Below are 20,181 nucleotides of genomic sequence, written 5' to 3' on the forward strand. Positions count from 1 at the left end.
TAGAGCGCACCCCTGATAAGGGTGAGGCCGATGGTTCAAGTCCATCTGGGCCCACGCGGAACACCTCCGACGACCCCGCCCCGTGCGGGGTCGTCGCGCGTTGTCCCGGTTGCTTCGGGCCGCAGGTCCTGGGTCGGGTCAGGTCGGGTGGCCAGCCGGCCGCGGCGCGGTCGCTGACCGGTCCAGCGTGCGATCCACCGCCCGACCCCCGCGCCGCGGAACGGCCACCGGCCTAGCGTCGGCCACCGTCCGAGAGGGCAGGGGTTGCTGCGCGAGTGGGGTACGTCGCGCAGCGGGATCAGGGGCGAAGTCGTCCCGGGGCAGAGCGGACGACTCGTGCGGATCCGGACCGTTGGTGCCGTGCTCGGAGGAGCGATCGTGCTCGCCGGGGCCGTGGCCGTCATCTCGTCGGCCAGCACGCCGGAGCCCGCGATCGAGACCGTCGTGCCAGCAGCCGGCTACGCGTCGGCGACGGTCGAGCTCGCGGTCCCGCTGTACTCGACCGCGACCGTCCCGGCGGATGACGGCGATCCCGAGGTCGCACAGCAGCCGCTCGACGCGGACTCGTTCACCCTCCGAGGCGCGGCTGGGGTCACGATCACGACGGTGACGCGGGACGGCGACGAACGCTACTCGCTCACCTTCTCGGCGCCCGTCACGCCGAACGCCACCGAGATCGTCCTCGCAGCAGGCTCCGTCTACACCGGTTCGGACGATCTGGTCGTCGCCGAACTCTCCCACGTCGTGCCCCTGACCGGGGCCGACGCGGCCGCTCGCCTGGCGGGGCTGGCCGAGCTCGAGCTCGACCTCCGAGCCTTCGGTCCGGTCCCGTTCGTCGGCGGCTGGTTCGTCAACGAACAGCTGGTCGACGGATCGACCGATTACACCGCCCAGATGGCGGCGATGGCCGATGGCCAGACTCCCCGGGTCGAAGGACCGCTACCGGCTGACGCAGCCGTGGAGTACCAGTCGCAACCGCGGACCCTGAGCCACCTCGTCGAGGATCTGGACGCGCTCGCCCTGGGCAGCCTGACGTCGCAAGCCGAGGTCGCCGAGGCCGTGGCCGCCGTCGACGGCATCGCCAGCGTCACCTTCACCGCCACCCAGGCGCAGATCAGCTTCGACGACGCCGTCGCCGCGGCCGACTCGAGCGTCGAGCAGGTCACCGACGTGCCCTCGCTGCCCTTCGCCCTGCACGCGTCCAGTGCGTTCGACCTCCACCTCGACGGGTCGCTCACGCTCGACCTGACCGACCTCGTCGACGGTGCCGCGCAGCTCGAGTCGCTCAGCCTCGGCATGGCACCCCGCGACGTGGTCGTCGACACCCTCGGCGCGCGCATCGGCATGGTGTCGGTCACCCCGCAGGTGACCGCCCGCACCTCCGGCCTCCGCGCGCAGCTCGCGTGCACCGCCGGCTGTGCGACGCCGATGCCGACGATCGCCGGCACCGCCGCGCTCGAGCTCACGGGCGTCGGCTACGACGCCGGCGGCACGCTCGGGACCCGGACGGTCGACCTCCGCAGCGGCGGGAACCCGCTCGCGGTGTCGTGGAACACGGGCAGCTGGAACCTGGCGGCCTTGGCGGCGCTCGAGACCGAGGTCGGCGCCGAGGCGCTGCTCGCGCCGCTGCAGCCCACCGTGACCAACACCGGCGCGTTCGCGGCGGCCAACCTCGCCCGGTTCGGTCAGGTCGACACCCGCGCGTTCGTGCTCGGCATGGAGTGGATCGCCAGCTGGCTGATGTCCATCGACGACCTCGGCGCCTTCGGCACCCAGATGCCGGTGGTCGGGATGACCGTCGGCGACGTGCTTGCCCTGTCCGACCAGGTCGGCAGCGAGGTCTCCGCGCTCATCGCCACCATCGAGGGTGACGGCACCTCCCCGGCCCCGAGCGACCCGTCGGCGCAGGAGCTGGTGCGGATCCTGTGCGCATCTTCGCTGATGGACTGCGAGGTCGACGCGGCCAGCCCGTGGGGTTACGAGCTCGACGGCCTCACGATCACGCCTGACGGCATCACCTACGACGTCGAGTTCGAGGTGTGCCAGGTGCTGTTCGGCGCCGACGCCTCGTGCACGGACGCCGCTGCCGCCCGCTCGGTCGCGGTGACCGAGTCCGGACCCGGCCTCGACCTGCAGATGACCGACCTCCTCGCCGGTAGCGACGGCGCCGAGACGACGCTGGTGTCCACGGACGGTGAGGCGGTCGATCTCGGTCCCCTCGGCGGCATGAACGTCAGCTTGCGCACCGGCAGCTGGCAGGGCACCGCCTCGGCTTCGTTGGCCTTCCGCGTCGGCCTCGACCTCCGGCCCGACGCCACGGTCATGAGCTCGCTCGGCATCACCGAGGACGACTTCCCGGGGACGGGGAACCCGACCACGGACACGCTGGAGGCCGGGGATATGTGTCGCGGCCTGGCGCTCGGGATCCTCCCGGGCTCGAGCCCCACCGCCTTCGCCTCGGCCAACGGGCAGCTGAAGGACGCCGAGTTCGAACCCGCCTGCGACCTGCTCGCGTGGAACACCGGCGGCGGCAGCTTCCGTTCCGTCCAGATCCCGCCGGTCGAGGTCTTCGCCGAGGAGGGGGCCACCACCGAGCCGGTGCAGCCCGGCCCGACCAGCCACCTCGTCACCGCGGAGGAGGTCTGCCGCGGCGCGGCCTACAAGCACGCGGTCGACCTCGGCGACTTCCTCGCTTGGAACGGCTTCGGGTCGGGCGATCTCGCCTCGCAGTACGCGGCCTGCGCCGCCCGGGCCTACGCCCAGCTCACCGGCGTCCAGGGCACACCTCCCTTCGTCTACGAGCCCGACCGCACCGGGCAACCGCTGCCGATCGGGTACCGGATCTCGGTCGAACAGCTCGACGCGGCGACCCCCTTCGCCTCGGCCGCGGTCGACGTGCGCTCGGCCGACGGTGCGCCGGCCGGCTCACCGGCGGTGTCCCCGCGCTTCGGTGGCGAGGCTCGGCTCGGGTTCCTCGACCTCGGCTTCACTGGCAGCGTCGTGGCGACCCCGGCCGTGACCATGCGCCTGGCCGGTGAGGGCGCGCGGCTCACCCTCGACGACCTCGCCACGTCGGCCGACGCCGGCGACCTGAGCGCGCTGGTCGAGACGGGCCTGAGCGGGAGCCTCGCGGTCGATCTCGAGCTGACCAACGCCATCGCCTTCCCAGCCTCGAGTCCGGCACGCATCGAGGTGCAGGGCCAGCTGGCGGACCTGACCGACCCGGACTTCACCAGCGACCAGGTCGTGGTCACCGAGGACTGCGTGCAGCTGACGGGCGCCACGACCGGGGTCTGCTACTCGTTCGGGGACTGGTCCAAGCTGCGGCAGCTCTCGCCGGCGCAGACCATCCGGATGGTCACCGGGCTGCTCGACCGGCTCGCTGGCGCGGCCAACGCCGGTGACGCGTCCTTCGAACTCCCGGTCCTCGGCGTCTCGGTCCAGGATCTCGTCGCTTTCAACCGCAAGCTCAACACGATCGCCACGACCGTCGAGGCGCTCGACCCCCAGGACCTGACCGCGCTGCAGGCCGCCATCGATGCTGGTCTGGAGAGCGCTGGCCTCCCGACCGGATCGGTGGTCGCCGACGTCACCGGTGCGGGGGTGTTCACCCTCGCCATCCCGTTGACCTACTCCGAGACCGCGAGCTACCCGTTCAACTTCGACGTCGGTCTCGGCGACGCCCTGCCGATCCGCATCTCCCCGGCCGACGGTGGTGCCCGCGTCAGCGCGACCGGCACGGCGAGCTTCACGCCGACGCTCGGTATCGACCTCGCCGCACCCACCACCACACCGCTCGACGAACGCGTCTTCCTGGTCACCTCGCCCGCCACGGACCCGACCATCACCGGGTCGCTGGACGCCGACGTCGCCGGGGCCGTCACGCTCGGCCCGATCGGGGTCGACCTGTCGGCGACCGCCACCGGGAACCCGAGCGCGACGCTCGAGCTGTCGAGCCTCGGGACCGCCGGACGTCTCACCCTCGATGACCTCACGACCGCCATCGAGGACGGCTTGCCGTCGGGCTTCGTGACGTGGGGTGGCTCGTTCACCGTCGACGGCGCCATCGCCGGACCGACCGGACCGCTCGAGCTCGGTTGGGGCGCGAGCCTCCAGGAGCTGCTGAACGGTGGTTCCGGGATGTTCTCGCACGATCCCGGTGAGTGGGACCTGTCCGGCATCCAGCTCGACCTCGGCACGTTGGTCCGTGGGACGGCCCAGACCAGCCGTTTCGTCGGACGGTCGCTGTCGCGCAGCGATGCGTTGTCCACCTCGCTGCCGCTCGTCGGTGACGAGCTGGCCAAGCTCTCCCAGGTCGGTGCCGACCTGCAGCTGTTCGCCCGCACGGTCGACGAGCTGTGGGAGGACGTCGAGCAGGCCGACAACGCGTTCGTCAGTGAGATCAACAGCACACTGGCGACCGAGGTCTGCGGCCCGCTGAGCCCCGCGGGCACCTGCACCGCGGAGCTGGAGGTGTGGAGCAACGGGGTCCGACAACCCCTCGGGCAGGAACAGCTCACCGGCGCCGACGAGGTGAAGCTCACCCTCGACCTCGCGCTCGAGTACGACCGCACCCTCGACACCCCGAAGCTGATCGACGTGCCGGGCTTCGAGCTGGACACGCAGGCGCAGCTCGGCGTCAAGGCCGGCTACCGGCTCGGGCTGACCCTCGGCCTCGACATGGTCGACGGCTTCTACGTGCAGGGCTTCGAGGTCACCGACGATGAGGACTTCGAGCTCAGCCGCCTGCTCGAGGTCTACGGCCGAGCAGCGCTCGGTCCAGCGGCCATCGAGGGCGGCGAGGAGTCGACGGTGAACGCCGTGGGCTCCAAGCCGGGGATGAAGGTCGGCGGGGTGACCGTCTTCACCCTCGAGGAGCTCGACCTGCAGCTGGGGGGTTCGTTCGGCCCCAAGGGTGATTCGGCTGGCTTCGCGCTCGACATGCCGTCGAAGCTGACGCTGTCGGACATCACCAGCCGGCGCCGGCCGATCGACAGCATCTTCGAGCCGAGGATCAGCGTGAACACCAGCTCGGTGATCACGGTCCAGACGCCGGACGACATCGCCGCCGAGCTGCCGGTGTTCCGTTTCCCCATCCACTTCCGCTGGGCGATGGAGGGGTCATCGGTCAAGGCCTCGAGCTGGAGTCCCCTTACCTCGCCATCGGTGATCGCGCCACGGTGTCGTACGTCGCCATCGACGCGTCGGGTCTGCTCGACGGCGTGGTCCGGCCGACCCTGCTCGAGCTCAACAAGTACAACCCGGTCGCGAAGGCCAAGCCCGTCCGCGACGCGCTCAACACCGAGATCCCGGTGCTCGAACAGAACGTCCGGTCGATGCTCGAGCTCGGGCTCGGCAACGAACCGTCGTGGCAGCTGTTCACCTTCCTGCTCGACATGGGCGAGGTCGCCGACTCGCTGCAGGACAGCCCGCCGGGTGGCTTCATCCAGCTCGGCGGCTACCAGATGCTGCCTCGGGACGACGAGGCGGGGTTCTTCAACCCGCCGGGTATGGACTCGCTGTGGGACCTCGCGCACACCGGTGAGGGTGGACTCCCGGAGATGGTGCTGGTCAAGAACGTCATGACCAGCCTCTCGAAGATGGCCGGCGGCGGCACCACCTTCACCCCACCGGCCCCGCGGACCCCACCGGAGCCGGGGTCCTTCAACGGTGACCTCGGTGGTAGCTCGGGGTTCAGCGGTGCCGTCCAGAAGCCGAAGGGCGCGAGCCTCGGCCAGGTCGTCAGCTTCCCCGTGCTCGATGACCCCCTCTCGGCAGCGACCCTGTTGTTCGGCAACGAGGCCGCGCCCGTCAGCTTCATCGAGATCGCGCCGCCAGCGGTCGACTTCGGTTACAACGTCAAGTTCTCGCGCACCCTGTTCGACCTGAACGTCGGGTTCCTCGAGGCCAAGCTGTCGGTCGGGCTCGAGGGCGCCGTGGGCGTGGTCCTCCGCGTCGGCATGGGCTACAGCTCGCACGGTCTGACGACCGGCAACCCCGTCAACGGCCTCTACCTGGTCGACGCCTACGACGGCAACCGTGACCTGCCGTTCATCGCCCTCGGTGGTCGTGTCTCGGCGAGCGTCGACGGACGGTTCGCGGTCGCCGGGATCGCCGAGGCGACCTTCCGCGGGTCCGGGTACGTGCGGCTCGAGGGCGGACTCGATCTGTTCGACGAATCCCTGACCATCCCGGCCGCCGGCCGCGGCGACGGCAAGTTCCACGTCGACGAGATGGCTCGTGTGGTGAAGGGCCACCGCATCGGTGGCGGCGGCGCGGCGCCGAGCATCGCCGACGCGTTCTGCATCTTCCGTCCCGTCGTGCAGCTCGACGCCGGCCTCGCGTTCGGTGGCAGCGCGCGGGTCGCCGGCATCAAGGTGTGGAGCGGGTCCTGGAAGCAGGACTGGGAGCTGGTGAACGAGACGTTCTCCTGCCCGATGGCCTACCGGCTCGCCCACCTCGACGGGCGCAAGCTCGTCCTGAACGCCGGCCCGTACGCCGGCGAGCGCTTCGACGGCCTCGGCGACATCGCCGAGGGCTTCACGCTCACGCAGGTCACCCGCGGCGGCGTGCCGCACATCCGGGTCGTTGGCAGCACCTCGCCCCTGTCGAACGCGACGGCCTACGAGCCGATGGAGTTCCCGGTCGCCGCCGTGGAGGAGATCGTCGCCGACCTCGGCGCCGGGAACGACAGCGTCGACATCTCGACCGACATCACCACGCCGGCCGTCGTCTTCGGCGGGCCCGGCAACGACACCATCCTCGGCGGTGGCGGCGACGACCTGCTCGACGCCGGCAGCGGCAAGGACACCATCCAGGCCCGGGCCGGGGACAACGAGATCGTCATCGGCACCGACGGCGTCGGCAGCAGCATCGACCTGACCGCGGGCGATGGTCTCGGTGTGTGCGCCGGCACCGCGTGCAACACCGTGGTGCTCGGCTCCGGCGATGATCTCGTGCTCGGGGGTCCGGCTGCGGTGGTCTACCGACCGCCGGCGATCGGCCCGTTCGGGACCAACATCATCGACCACGACGGTGCGAGCCCGGACGGTGCCACCCTCGACGGCCCGGCGCCGGCAGCCGTCTCGACCGCGATCCTCGACCTCCAGCCCGCAGCGACCGGGTTCACCGGCGTGCTCGACGGCCTCGGCGGACGGTTCGAGAGCCTCGACGCGGCGGGTGTCAGCCTCGGTGTCATCGAGGTGGAGGAGCCGCAGTCGATCGCCCGCCTGCTCGGTTCGGCCGGACCCGACCGGTTCCGCATCGTGGACGGTCCGCTCGGGATGTACGTGGACGGGGCCGCCGGCGTCGACCACATCACCGTCGAGACCAACGGCAACGACCGGACCGTCCGGGTGACCGACACCGGCACGGCCGGGCAGGACACCCTGCTCGTGCGCGGCACCACCGGGCCCGACCGGATCCTCATGCGGGCCCTGCGCGCGGTCGAACCGACCGAAGCCGAGCTGACGGCGGCGAAGCGGACCCGCGAGACCATCGGCGCCGATCGCGGGTTGGTCGCCGTGCTCGACCGCGGCAGCTCGACGACCGTCGCCGACCACGACCTCGGGCGGCCCGGCCCGGCGACCGGACAGGACCCGGCCGACGTCGACTCACAGCAGTACACCGGTGAGGCCGACGCGACGCAGCTCGTCTACTACGACAGCTCGATCGGCACGCTCGAGGTGGATGGCGTCGCCGGCGCCAACGAGATCGCGCTCGACGACGTGGCGACCACGACGGTCGTCGACGCTGGCCGCGGCACCGGTCGCCTGATGGACGGCAACCGCATCCAGATCGGTCAGATCTTCGGCTGGTACGACGACGAGTTCCTCACCGAGTTCGACGGTGCCGAGGTCGCGCCGTACCGCAGCCCGCTGAAGCCCGGCCATCCGGTGGCCGAGGACACGCCCGACCCGTGGACCAACGGGTTCCGGTTCCGCGAATCCATCCGTGGCTGGCTCTCGCTCGGGGTGAGCCACCCGACCACCGTGAAGGGTGGCGAGGCCAACGACCGGTTCACCGTGTACTCCAACGTCGCCCCGCTCACCCTCGAGGGGACGGGCGGCGACAACACCTTCACCCTCCGCGCCTTCATCGCCAACGGTTCGATCACGGCCACCGGTGGTGAGGGCAACGACACCTTCAACTACGACTTCCAGTACGTCGCCAACGACGAGGTCTCCATCGACGGCGGTGGCGGCTTCAACACCTTCGTGGCGATCGGGACCGAGCTCCAGGATGGCTTCATCGTCACCGAGGACGGCGTCTCGGTGTGCGTCCCGCGTGCCTCGGCACCCGGGGTCGCCGAGCTCGACGGCCGCATCACCCAGAAGCCCGGTGTCTTCGCGCTGCCGGAGCAGCCGGACCCGGACGCGGTACTCGGCGCGACCGGCGACTGTGGCATCGATGCGACGGCCGAGAACGTGCAGCGCTACGTCCTGTACGGGCTCGAGGGCAACAACGTGTTCTGGGTCAAGGGCGCGCCGGCCGGTACCGAGACCTACCTGATCGGTGGAGCACACGGCTCGACGTACCTGTTCGGTGACGAGGGCGACCTCAGCGCCATCCAGGGCACCGTCGAGGTCGTCGCCGACCTGCTCAACCTCAGCAGCAACGCCGAGGAGGCGTTGCGCTCGGTCGAGCTGGACTTCCCGTTGCCGATCCTGCTCGACGGTGAGGTGGCCTACAGCCCGGTCGCTGCCCTCATCCCGGCCGACGCCGTGGACACGACGGCGGAGCACACTGCCCACGTCGATGCGTCGGCGATGTCCGGGCAGGACGGCACGCTCGCCAGCGACCGGGACGGTCTCGACGACGACGCTCCCGGCGTCCGCCTCGACGGGCTGTCGACCGGCGTCGCCGGCGAGTTCGACCTCGTGGAGCTCGACCGGGACGACCAGCTGCGGACCTATGAGGTGGCCGGCGGTGTCGGCTTCCGCGGCCTGGACCTGCTGCGCGTGGTCCTCGGCAGCGACGACGACACCCTGACCGTCGAGGACACCCACGGCCACTACGAGTTGGAGGTCGCGGTCCCCGATCCCGTCGAGGAACCCGACACCTACGACCAGGCGCTGGCGGCGATGGCCGCCGCCCGCGACGGCGACGGCGACGGCGGAGCCCCGCTCGTCAGCGAGCGCGCTGGCCGCAGCGAGTTCTTCGTCGGAGGTGGCGACGACGCGCTGCAGCTCGCCGCGATCTCCGGCCCGACCTGGGTGTGGCTCGAGGACGGTGACAACGCCGTCCGGATCGGTGACGGCCAGGCGTCGGGCATCACCGACGAGCTCGAGATCTACGGCGGCGCCGGGGACGACGACGTCGAGGTGGACGCCAGCGACGGTCCGGGCGCGCTCCGGGCCGACCTCGACCTGTTCCGCGACGAGACCCGCACGGTCGACAACCACGATCCGGACATCCCGGCGGTGACACGCACGCTGCACCTCGCCGAGCTCACCCGCCTCGGCATGACCGGCCTGGTGCGGCACGACGCCGCGGTGGAGATCCTGCGGATCGTGACCGGCGACAGCGCAGACGTGGTCAACGTCCGTGGGTCGCTGGCCACCGAGCACACCCAGCTGGTGACCGGCGACGGCGACGATCGCGTGCTCGTCTCGGACGTGACCGACCTGTCCCCGGGGGAACCGACACCGGGGCTGCTGCTCGGCCACCTGCGTGACGTGGAGGGAGACGTGGACCTGCTCGCCGGCGCAGGCGACAACCTCCTCATGGTCAGCCGTAGGGATGACACCGAGGGGGTCGTCGATGGGCGTGTCACGCCCGACACGATCGCCGGGTTCGCCGGACTCCCAGGGGATGACGCGAGCACGATCACCTACGACGCGGACGGCACTTTCGCTCGAGGCGTCACGGTGTGGACCGGCGAGGGCGAGGATGTCGTGGATGTCACCGGCGTCCGTAGCGACGGCGACCCGACGACCCTCGCCTGGCAGGATCGCGACGACAGCGGCGACCCGATCCGCACGACCACGACCACGCTGAACGTCGGTGACGGTGCCGACGACGTGACCGTCGACGTCCGCGACGGCGACGGCCTGCTGGTGGTCAACCTCGAGGAGGGCGACGACCAGCTCGACGGGAGCGCGTCGACGCTCGGGTTCGTGGCCTTCGGCGGCGATGGTGCCGACCGGATCATCAGCGGTGCCGGGGACGACCTGGTCTTCGGTGACTGGGGCCGGGCGGAGTTCCGTGACGGCGACGGCGGCCTGGTCGACGTCTGGGGCGTCCCGGACCGGATGGACCTCACCGACGGGCTCGCCCGCGAGTCGAGCGTGATCGCGACCTGCGTGGCCCAGCCGGCTGTACAGGGTGGCGCGGTCGGGGGCTGCGAGGACGAGGCGGCGGACGTCGAGCACGGACGTGAGCACGCCGGCCTCCTCGTCCCCGGCATCACGGTGCGCAACTGGATCTCGGTCGGCGCGGGTGACGACGTGGCCTTCGGTGGTGGCGGCCGCGACTGGATCGAGGCGACCGACGGGATCAACGCGCTCGTCGGTGACCACGGCCAGGTCTGGCGAGTGACGACCGAGGAGCTCGGTGGAGAACGCGAGGTTGCGACCAACGGGCCGTTCGTCGACGAGTTGGTGCTCGACGGACCGTTCGCCTACCGGGTGGACATCCACGATGCTCGCGGTGGCGACACCGACGTGCTGCTCGGCGGCGCCGATCGGGACTGGATCTTCGGTGGTCCCGGTGACGACCTCGCCAACGGTGGGGGTGGACGCGACGTGCTGTGGGGTGGCGACGGTCACGACGTCCTCTGGGGCGGCGTGGGTGACGACCGCATCTACGGAGGCGCTGGCGACGATGTCGTCGACGTGAAGCTGCGCAGCGACGGCACTTGGCCCACCGGTTCCTGGTGGTCCGGGCGACCCCTCGTCCCGGCCAGCGGATGGGCCCTGGTTGCCCCCGACGTGGACACCGATCGCTCCGCGGCCTCCCACAACGACAACGACCTGGTGTTCGGTGGGACCGGGCAGGACACGATGCAGGCCGACGTCGGATCGGCTGGGACGGTGCCCGGTGACCGGATGTTCGACTGGTACGGCGCCCACAACGCCTACCTGGTGTGCGAGGGTGCCTACGGCGCGGGCTACGTCCTGCGCAGCCCGGCACCGGCGACCATCGCGATGCTCCGCGAGTTGGCGATGGTCGACGGCGCGATCGGTATCGGGACGGCGGGGACCTCGGGCGAACGGCAGCTGGCGATGATCGGGTCGGGGAACCGCTCCCCGAACCACCCACTCCACCCGGCCAACAACGCCGACTGTGGTGCGGCCGCCCCTGCGGACGGCGGCGGAGGCGGGAACGACGGCAACAACGGGAAGGGCAAGGACCGCTGAGCTCCCGCCACCCGGCCGCGCAGGGCCCGCCGCCACGGCCGGACGCCCCTGACCGGCCGGGTGCGGCGCGCGGGTACGTGGCTAGGCTCGCCCCGACGTGCCGGGAGCCCAACTCAAGGAGCCACCAACGATGGCCAGGAAGTCCAAGACCTCGAAGAAGCTGTCGAAGAAGCTCGACAAGCTCGAGAAAGAGGGCCAGAAGCTGCGGTCCAAGGCCGAGAAGAAGGGCAAGGAGCTCTCGTCCATGGCCTCCGACCGGATCGATGATCTGCGCAGCGACCCCGAACCCGAGAAGGGCGGCAAGGGCAAGTTCCTGCTGGTCCTGCTCGGCGCTGTCGGGGCGTTCGTGGCCCTCAAGCGCAAGCGCGATCAGGAGCTCGACGAGGCCCTCTGGGAGGAGCCCCGCTCGATCTGAGCGATCCGCTCGAAGACCGTGCCACACCGACGGGGACGCCACGCGGCGTCCCCGTCGCCGTGTCCGGACGGACACGCGTCCACGGGTTCCAGTCGCCAACCTCGGCAGCCCGACCCGAGGAACACCGTGAGCGAGACCGACGCGACCGGATCGACCGAGCTGTCCTCCCCGTCCTTCGCCAAGGGCCTGTTCGTCGGTGAGCTCCACCAGGACCTCGTCACGCCCTACCCCGCCATGGACCGCGAGGAGCGCCGCAAGGTCGCTGACCTGTCATCGACGCTGCATACGATCGCCGACGAGCACTACGGCCCTCGCTCACCCACGTCCACCCCGAGCTGCGCTCGCTCGCCGAACCGCCGTCGGACCAGGTCGGTCGGCTCCGGGACGTCTCCGAGGAGCTGCTGCGCCGGCACGGCAAGGACGTGCGCGACCGGCAGTTCCAGCAGAAGCGGCTCGCCCACGCCGTGATGGACATCACCTCGCAGGTCGCCACCCTCTCCCGGCTCACCGCCCGGATGAACGAGGGCGGCGTCGGTGGTGACGGCTTCGAGCTGTACCCGGGGTCACCGGGCGGGACCGACCGCCCTGGCTGACCCGAACGGACGTACGACTTCCACAGGTGTGACCACAGCTGTGGAGTTCCAGGGGTGTCGGTCCTCCACATGTCCACACCTCTTTCCACAACGCCCACCGCGGTCACGATGCACGGCTCGGGATGGACGACGGGAGCGGCGACGCCCCGTCACCCTGGCCGTTCGGTCATCCGACCCTGTGGCACCCCGCAGGGGGGCTCGTAGGGTCGAACGGACCGGGGCGGTGTGCGTCACCGTGCCGCGCCGGACAGCGATCGCCGAAACCTCGAGGTCCCCGTGCGCATCCGGTCCCGCATCGCCGCCTTCAGCGCCGTCGCGCTGCTCGCCTTCGCCTGTGGAGGAGGGGGTGAGGACCTCGACCTCGGGGACAGCACCGCCGACGACGGCGGGACGGGTGAGGACGCGCCGGTCTCCGACGCCGAGGGCGGCACCCTGGTGGCCGCCATCGGCGGCGAACCGGACCAGCTCGACCCGCACGCGACCACGTCCGCCTTCACCTTCACGGTGATCGAGAACGTCTACGACACCCTCGTGCAGCCCAACGACGACCTCGAGATGGAGCCGGCGCTCGCCACCGAGTGGGAGACCTCCGACGACGGCCTGACCTGGACCTTCCAGCTGCGTGAGGGGGTGACCTTCCACGACGGCACCGAGTTCGACGCCGACGACGTGGTCGCCTCGCTCGAGCGCATCCGCGACGAGGGACAGAACGCTTTCCGCCTCGAGCCGGTCGACACCATCGAGGCGAGCGGTGACCTCGAGGTCACCATCGGCCTCGACCGTGAAGCTCCGAACCTGCTGGCCCAGCTCGGTGCGTTCAAGGGCATGGCGATCGTGTCCGCCGACGACATCGAGGTCGGCGACCTCAACGAGTCCCCGAACGGCACCGGCCCGTTCCAGTTCGAGGGGCAAGCTGGTGGCGACAGCATCTCGCTGACCGCCTTCGAGGGGTACTGGGGCGAGGAGGGACCGTTCCTCGACGGGGTCGAGTTCCGCGTCATCCCCGAGGACACGGTCAAGCTGACCAACCTCGAGACCGGCGAGGTGGACTGGATCGACACCGTCCCGCCGCAGAACGTCGACGGGCTCGGTGGTGACGACCTGGTGGTCGAGTCGACCCCGTCCAACGACTACTGGTACCTCGCCTTCAACCAGGAGCGCGAGCCCTTCGACGACGTCGAGGTGCGGCGCGCCATCCGCCAGGCGCTCGACATCGAGCAGATCACCGAGGCGGTCCGCTTCGACGCGGCGACCCCGAACCAGACCGCGATCCCCGAATCGAGCGTCTGGTACCACGACTACGCCCCGTTCGAGACCGACGTCGAGGCCGCTCAGCAGGCGCTCGACGACGCCGGTGTCAGCGACCTGACCATCGACCTGATGGTCACCAGCGAGTACCCCGAGACCGTGACGGCTGGCGAGGTCATCGCCAGCCAGCTCGGCGAGGTCGGCATCGAGGTGTCGATCCGCACCGAGGACTTCAACACCTGGCTCGCCGACCAGGGTGCGGGTGAGTTCGACGCCTTCATGCTCAGCTGGCTCGGCAACATCGACCCGGACGACTTCTACTACGCCCAGCACCACTCCGAGGGTGGGTTCAACTTCCACGGCTTCGCCGACGACGAGGTGGACCAGCTCCTCGACGACGCGCGGTCCGAGACCGACGACGACACCCGCAAGGGGCTGTACGACGACGCGGCCGAGCGCATCGTCGACGCGGTCTCCTACCTCTACCTCTACAACCCCGACCTGGTGCAGGCGTGGTCCTCGGAGGTGTCCGGCTACAGGCCGCGCGCCGACCAGGCGACCCGCTTCGTGACCACCCGCCTCGGCTGATGACCCGGTTCGTCCTCCTGCGGGTGGGCCAGACGCTGATCGCCCTGCTCGGGGTGTCGGTGGTGGTCTTCTCGCTGATCCACCTCGTGCCGGGTGACCCCATCCGGGCCGCGCTCGGCACGCGATTCGACCAGGAGATCTACGACGCGCTGCGGGCGCGCTCCGGGCTGGACCAACCGTTGCTCGCCCAGTTCGTCGACTGGCTCGGTCGGGCGCTGACCGGCGATCTCGGGGTGAGCTTCCGATCGGGCCGGACGATCACCACCGAGCTCGGTGACCGGCTCCCGGCGACGCTGCTGCTCGCGGGGGGCTCGCTGCTGATCGGGCTGCTGATCGCCATCCCGCTCGGGATCGTCTCGGCGGTCCGGCAGGGCAAGCCGGTGGACTACGCGGCCTCGACCCTCTCCCAGGTCGGCGTGTCGGTCCCCGACTTCTGGTTCGGGATCCTGCTCATCCTGCTGGTCTCCCGCACGCTCGGCTGGCTGCCGCCCGGCGGGTACGTGCCGTTCACCGACGACCCCGTCGAGTCGCTCCGACGCCTGCTCCTGCCGGCCCTGACCGCTGGGGTGGTGACGGGGTCGATCCTCACCCGGTTCGTGCGCTCCAGCGTCCTCGGAGCGATGCAGGCCGAGCACGTCCGCCTCGCCCGCGCGAAGGGCATGCCCGAGCGCTACGTCCTGCGTCACCACGTGCTGCGCAACGCCTGGATCCCGGTCGTCACGATCACCGGCCTGCAGCTGGCGACCCTGCTCGGCGGCATCGTGGTCGTCGAGGTCGTGTTCTCCTGGCCCGGTATCGGCCGCTACGCCCTCGACGCGGTCAACGGACGTGACTACCCGGCGCTGCAAGGTTCGGTGCTGGTGATCGCCGCTGGCTTCCTGCTGGTCAACCTCCTCGTCGACCTGCTCTACGGCAAGCTCGACCCGAGGATCCGCTCGTGAGCGCTGACGCCGCGCTCGAGGGCCCCCGTGGGCGGGCCACGCCCCGCTGGCGCCAGACCCTCTCGCTGCTGGTGACCAACCGGTTGGCCGCGGCCGGGCTGGTGGTCCTCGTGCTGGTCGTGGTGGCCGCCGCCGTGGGCCCCTGGATCGCGCCCTTCGGGGTCAACGAGCAGAACCTCGTCGAGCGGCTCTCCGGGCCGAGCACCACCCACCTGTTCGGGACCGACGAGCTCGGGCGCGACGTGTTCTCGCGGGTCGTGTACGGCGCCCGCGTGTCGTTGCAGGTCGGGCTGGTCTCGGTCGGGCTGTCGCTGGTCGCGGGTACGATCATCGGGCTGGTCGCCGGGTACCGCGGCGGTTGGGTGGACGCGGTGCTGATGCGGCTGATGGACGTCATCTTCAGCTTCCCGGTGATCCTGCTGGCGATCGCCATCGTCGCGGTGCTGCAGCCGTCCCTGTTCAACGTGATGCTGGCGATCGCGGTCGTGTTCACGCCCATCCTCGCGCGGGTGGTACGGGGCAGCGTCCTGTCGGTCCGCGAGGAGGTCCACATCCGGGCGGTCCGCTCCCTCGGCGCGTCGGACCTGCGCATCGTGCTGCGCCACATCCTGCCGAACGTCGCCGCGCCGATCATCGTGCAGACCTCGCTGTCGCTGGCGTTCGCGATCCTCACCGAGGCCGCCCTGTCCTACCTCGGTGTCGGTATCCAGCCTCCCCGGGCCGCGTGGGGCGCGGACCTGCAGGCCTCCCAGGCGTTCCTGGCCTCCGGCGCGTGGTGGATGGCGGTCTTCCCCGGCCTCGCGATCCTGGTGACGGTGATGGCGTTCAACCTGCTCGGTGATGGCCTGCGTGACGTCCTCGATCCCAAGCAACGCTCCGTCATCGAGTCGAGGGGGGTCGAGTGAGCACGCCCACGTTCGCCCCCGGCTCCGCCTCGCGCCCCGACCACGGTGGTGACCTGGTCCTGTCGGTCCGCGACCTCGAGGTGTCCTTCGCGACCAAGCGTGGACGCGCCGAGGTGGTGCGGGGTCTGGACTACGACGTGCACGCCGGGGAGACGCTGGCCATCGTGGGCGAGTCGGGGTCGGGCAAGAGCGTCTCGACCCTCGCCCTGACCAAGCTGCTGCCGATCCCCCCGGGACGGGTGACCGGGACGGCGACGTTGTCCGGCACCGACCTGCTCTCCCTGCCCGACCGTGACCTCCAGCGCCAGCGGGGACGGCACGTCGGCTACGTCTTCCAGGACCCGATGACCTCGCTGAACCCGGTCCACACCATCGGGCGGCAGGTCACCGAGGGGATGCGCTACCACCTCGGGCTGTCGCAGGACGAGGCACGCGACCGGGCGGTGGACCTGCTCCACAAGGTCGGGATCCCGGCGGCCGAGAAGCGGCTGGACGCCTACCCGCACGAGTTCTCCGGCGGGATGCGCCAACGTGTGGTCATCGCCATCGGGCTGTCCTGCCGCCCCGAGGTCCTCATCGCCGACGAGGCGACGACGGCGCTCGACGTGACCACGCAGGCCCAGATCACCGAGCTGATCGAGGGTCTGCAGGACGAGCTCGGGATGGCCGTGGTCTGGATCACCCACGACCTCGGGGTCGTGGCCGGTATCGCGGACCGGGTGCTGGTCATGTACGCCGGGGAGGTCGTCGAGGAGGCCGACGTCGACACCCTGTTCGCCGACCCGCGCCACCCCTACACCGTGGGGCTGCTCGCCTCGCTCCCGGTGGTCGGCGAGGGGGCGGGTGGCGAGCTCGCCTCGATCTCCGGCTTGCCGCCGGCGCCGACCGACCTGCCTCCCGGGTGCGGCTTCCACCCGCGGTGCGGGGTACGCCTCGACGAGCGGTGCGCCACGCAGCGCCCGTCGCTGCGTGAGGTCGGCCCGGGCCACCGGGTGCGCTCCTTCTACGAGGTCCCCGATGGCGACCCACACCGCCGCCAGGTCCTGGCGCGGGTCGCTGGGCAAGGGGGACCGTCGTGAACACCGCTGCCGCCCGCGACTCGGCGTTCTCCAGCGATGTGCTGGGTGAGCCGCTGCTGGAGCTGCACGACCTCGAGGTCCACTTCCCCGGCCCGAGACCACCCCCCTTCCGGCGTCAGGAACGCCCGGCGGTCCGGGCCGTCGACGGCGTGAGCCTCACCGTCCACCGCGGCGAGACCCTCGGGCTGGTCGGCGAGTCCGGGTGCGGCAAGTCGACGTTGGGCCTCGCAGCCCTCCGACTGGTCGAGCCCACGGGCGGGCGTGTCGTCTTCGACGGGCAGGACATCACCGGGCTGCCCCGGCGCGAGCTCCGGCGCCTGCGACGGCGGGCCGGGATGGTCTTCCAGGACCCCTACGCGTCCCTCGACCCGCGGCGGTCGGTCGGCGAGGCTGTGGGTGAGGCGCTCGACATCCACGAGCTCCACCAGGGCGGGAGCGCTCGACGGGAGCGGATCGCGGAGCTGCTCGAGATCGTCGGGCTCCACCCGGACGTCGCCGACCGCTACCCGCACGAGTTCTCCGGCGGTCAGCGCCAGCGGGTGGGGATCGCCCGGGCCCTCGCCGGTGAGCCGGACTTCCTGGTCCTCGATGAGCCGATCGCGGCGCTCGACGTGTCCATCCAGGCGCAGGTCATGAACCTGCTCGCGCAGCTGCAGGCCGACCTCGGGCTCGCCTACCTGTTCATCGCGCACGACCTCGCGGCGGTGCAGCACCTCGCCTCGCGGACCGCGGTCATGTACCTCGGCCGCATCGTGGAGGTCGCTGACAGCACGCAGCTGGCGACCTCCCCGCAGCACCCGTACAGCCGGGCCCTGCTGTCGGCGATCCCGGTGCCTGATCCGGCACGGGAGCGCACCCGGCAGCGGGTCCGACTCGAGGGCGACGTCCCCTCCCCGATCGATCCGCCGTCCGGCTGCCGCTTCCGCACGCGTTGCCCCGAGGTGTTCGAGGCCTGCGACCGGATCGACCCCGACCTGGTGCCCGTCGGTGAGGGCCACGTCGCCGCGTGCTTGCTGCACGGCGAGGTCGGCCAGCCCGTGGAACCGAGCTCGCACCCGGATGCGAGCGCGCCAGGAAGGGACGTCAGCGCAGAAGGTCGAGCAGCGCGTCGAGCTGGCGCTGCGCGTCGGGATCGAGCCGGGAGGTCAGCTCCCGGGCGAGGTCGGCGCGGTGCTGCTCCAGGACCTGCTCGAGCAGATCGCGACCCGCTTCGGTGAGGCCCACGTGTTGGACGCGGCGGTCGGAGGTGCACGCCCGTCGAGCGACCAGCCCGTCGGTGGCGACGCGGTCCACGAGACGGGTCGCGCCGCCGGAGGTGATCCCGAGCTGGTCGGCGAGCGCGGACATCGTCAGCTCCTCCCCCGGCGTGCGCCCGAGGCGGAGCAGGAGTTCGAAGCGAGGGATGGGCAGGCCGAACCGGTCGGCGATCGTGCGAGCGAAGGCGCGCTCGAGCCGCCGCGTGACCTCGTGCAGCCGGCCGTAGGTCCCGATGGCGGGGTCGTCGGTCCCCGGGATGGGCGGGCGCGACGAGCCCACGGTGTGGGTGGGCTGCTGGTCGAGATCAGCGGGTGCGGGGTCCACGACGGGTTCCTCGGGAGGCGTGGGGGGGAAGGTAGATGGTACCCACGTCAGAGGTTGACATGTCAACGGACGCCCGGCACCATGGAGATGTGCTTGACGAGGAAGAGGTTGCACGAGCAATCCGAGTCGGTCCACGGCTCGATCTCGTCACCCCAGACCACGAACCACACCCGCACCCCACCGATCCTCCTGGAGGAACCCCATGACCGCCACCATCACCACCATCACCACCACCACCCCGCTCGCGACCGGGACCTGGACCATCGACCCGTCGCACTCGACGGTCGGGTTCGTCGTCCGTCACCTCGGCTTCTCGAAGGTCCGTGGCGGCTTCGGCGCCTTCGAGGGCACGATCGAGGTCGCTGACGACCTCACCGCCTCGACCGCGACCGTCACCATCCAGGCCGACTCGTTCGACTCGGGCGACGAGGGTCGTGACGAACACGTGCGCAGCGGCGACTTCCTCGAGGTCGAGGCCCACCCGACGCTCACCTTCGTCGCGACCGACGTGAAGCACGTCTCCGGCAGCGACTACGTCGTGACCGGTGACCTCACCATCAAGGGCATCACCCAGCAGGTCGAGCTCACCACCGAGTACCTCGGCACCGACACCGACCCGTTCGGCAACACCAAGGCCGGTTTCGAGGCCACCACCGAGATCGACCGTGAGGACTTCGGTCTGACCTGGAACGCCGCGCTCGAGTCCGGCGGCGTGCTCGTCGGCAAGAAGGTCCAGATCGTCCTCGAGGTCCAGGCCACCAAGGCCTGAACCCCTCGGGCGTCCGGCGCCCGTGCAGCTCGCCGGTGGTGGTCCCCCGCCGCCACCGGCACCGCGCCGACCCGAGCTCCGGCGCGGGTCGTCGCGCGTCTGCGCTCCGATCAGCTCTCCCCGCTGGCCACCTCAGCGCGATCGGGTCCGGTGCGGCCGGGCCGCTGCGTGCCGTAGATGTCGCTGCGCCAGCCGCAGCCGGGCCGGGTGCTCAGCCAGCGCTGGACGATGGGACGCGCCCACAGTGGTGTTCGGCCGCGGGTCGCCTGGGGTTCGGGCAGGTAGCCGCGGTAGCGGTAGCTGTCGATGGTGGCCTTGGAGACCTCGGCCAGGTCGGCGATCTCGTTCACGGTGAGCATCGTGAGCACGTGCAGCTCGGGTGCCCACATCCCCACCACCAGGTCACCGGTGTCGGGGGCGTGCGATCCGCGGCGACGCACGAAGACCTGGTCGAGGTCGTCGCTGCGGCCGGTGAGCCACGCCAGCTCCGCCTGGCTCACCGCACGGAGCGGGATCCGTGCTCCCTCGATATCGGTGCCGTTGTGGATCGCCATCAGGTCGGCCAAGGTCAGGTCGGTGGCTCCCGGGACCGGGTCCCCCCACGGGTAGCGCCACACCCCGTCCGTCCCACGGCGGTAGGTGCCGTTGCAGTGCTCGAGCTCACCGTTCACGTCGTCCTCCCCGTTCAGCGTCGCCCAGTCT

General features: G+C 70.9%; 11 protein-coding genes and 1 pseudogene. 10 read left to right on the forward strand and 2 right to left on the reverse strand.

The window, feature by feature from the left end:
• Positions 1–378: 378 nt before the first annotated feature.
• The 9 genes from WEB03_RS07985 to WEB03_RS08025 all read left to right on the forward strand — a co-directional run bounded on the left by WEB03_RS07985 (position 379) and on the right by WEB03_RS08025 (position 18,346).
• The gene (locus WEB03_RS07985) at positions 379–5,586 is read left to right on the forward strand and encodes a hypothetical protein (protein WP_368070420.1); all 5,208 of its coding nucleotides are present in this window, start codon (positions 379–381) and stop codon (positions 5,584–5,586) included.
• 1,046 nt (positions 5,587–6,632) lie between these two features.
• On the forward strand, positions 6,633–11,360 hold the full coding sequence (locus WEB03_RS07990) for a calcium-binding protein (RefSeq protein ID WP_368070429.1): 4,728 nt from the start codon (positions 6,633–6,635) through the stop codon (positions 11,358–11,360).
• A 130-nt stretch (positions 11,361–11,490) separates the two neighbouring features.
• A complete protein-coding gene (locus tag WEB03_RS07995) occupies positions 11,491–11,775 on the forward strand; it encodes a hypothetical protein (protein WP_368070421.1) in 285 nt (94 codons plus the stop codon).
• Positions 11,776–12,176: 401 nt separating this feature from the next.
• Entirely contained in the window at positions 12,177–12,368 is a 192-nt protein-coding gene (locus WEB03_RS08000) for a hypothetical protein (RefSeq protein WP_368070430.1), read from the forward strand.
• A gap of 276 nt (positions 12,369–12,644) precedes the next feature.
• Positions 12,645–14,204 carry an ABC transporter substrate-binding protein gene (locus WEB03_RS08005; RefSeq protein WP_368070422.1) on the forward strand — a complete coding sequence of 520 codons (1,560 nt, stop codon included), beginning with the start codon at positions 12,645–12,647 and terminating at the stop codon, positions 14,202–14,204.
• The gene (locus WEB03_RS08010; RefSeq protein ID WP_368070423.1) at positions 14,204–15,145 is read left to right on the forward strand and encodes an ABC transporter permease; all 942 of its coding nucleotides are present in this window, start codon (positions 14,204–14,206) and stop codon (positions 15,143–15,145) included. Before WEB03_RS08005 ends, WEB03_RS08010 begins: the two co-directional genes overlap by 1 nt.
• On the forward strand, positions 15,142–16,050 hold the full coding sequence (locus WEB03_RS08015; RefSeq protein WP_368070424.1) for an ABC transporter permease: 909 nt from the start codon (positions 15,142–15,144) through the stop codon (positions 16,048–16,050). Before WEB03_RS08010 ends, WEB03_RS08015 begins: the two co-directional genes overlap by 4 nt.
• Entirely contained in the window at positions 16,047–17,129 is a 1,083-nt protein-coding gene (locus WEB03_RS08020; RefSeq protein WP_368070425.1) for an ABC transporter ATP-binding protein, read from the forward strand. Before WEB03_RS08015 ends, WEB03_RS08020 begins: the two co-directional genes overlap by 4 nt.
• The gene (locus WEB03_RS08025; protein ID WP_368070426.1) at positions 17,126–18,346 is read left to right on the forward strand and encodes an ABC transporter ATP-binding protein; all 1,221 of its coding nucleotides are present in this window, start codon (positions 17,126–17,128) and stop codon (positions 18,344–18,346) included. The genes WEB03_RS08020 and WEB03_RS08025 overlap by 4 nt, the downstream gene beginning before the upstream one ends.
• A 25-nt stretch (positions 18,347–18,371) precedes the next feature.
• On the opposite strand, the pseudogene WEB03_RS08030 reads toward WEB03_RS08025, so the two are convergent.
• Positions 18,372–18,824 (reverse strand): annotated as a pseudogene (locus WEB03_RS08030) (MarR family winged helix-turn-helix transcriptional regulator); the annotation flags it as partial.
• 88 nt (positions 18,825–18,912) lie between these two features.
• Between WEB03_RS08030 and WEB03_RS08035 the strand changes: the two are divergent.
• Positions 18,913–19,479 (forward strand): YceI family protein, encoded by a 567-nt coding sequence (locus WEB03_RS08035; RefSeq protein WP_368070427.1) that lies wholly within the window; start codon positions 18,913–18,915, stop codon positions 19,477–19,479.
• A 110-nt stretch (positions 19,480–19,589) separates the two neighbouring features.
• Here WEB03_RS08035 and WEB03_RS08040 read toward each other — a convergent pair.
• Positions 19,590–20,181 (reverse strand): helix-turn-helix transcriptional regulator (locus WEB03_RS08040; RefSeq protein WP_368070428.1); only part of this gene is annotated, 592 nt, incomplete at its 5' end.

The organism is Nitriliruptor sp. (assembly GCF_040882075.1).
Lineage (GTDB): Bacteria > Actinomycetota > Nitriliruptoria > Nitriliruptorales > Nitriliruptoraceae > Nitriliruptor.

Coding starts and splice junctions, on each gene's coding strand:
- WEB03_RS07990 (WP_368070429.1), top strand. CDS start 6,633: ATGGAGTTCCCGGTCGCCGCCGTGGAGGAGATCGTCGCCGACCTCGGC.
- WEB03_RS07995 (WP_368070421.1), top strand. CDS start 11,491: ATGGCCAGGAAGTCCAAGACCTCGAAGAAGCTGTCGAAGAAGCTCGAC.
- WEB03_RS08010 (WP_368070423.1), top strand. CDS start 14,204: ATGACCCGGTTCGTCCTCCTGCGGGTGGGCCAGACGCTGATCGCCCTG.
- WEB03_RS08035 (WP_368070427.1), top strand. CDS start 18,913: ATGACCGCCACCATCACCACCATCACCACCACCACCCCGCTCGCGACC.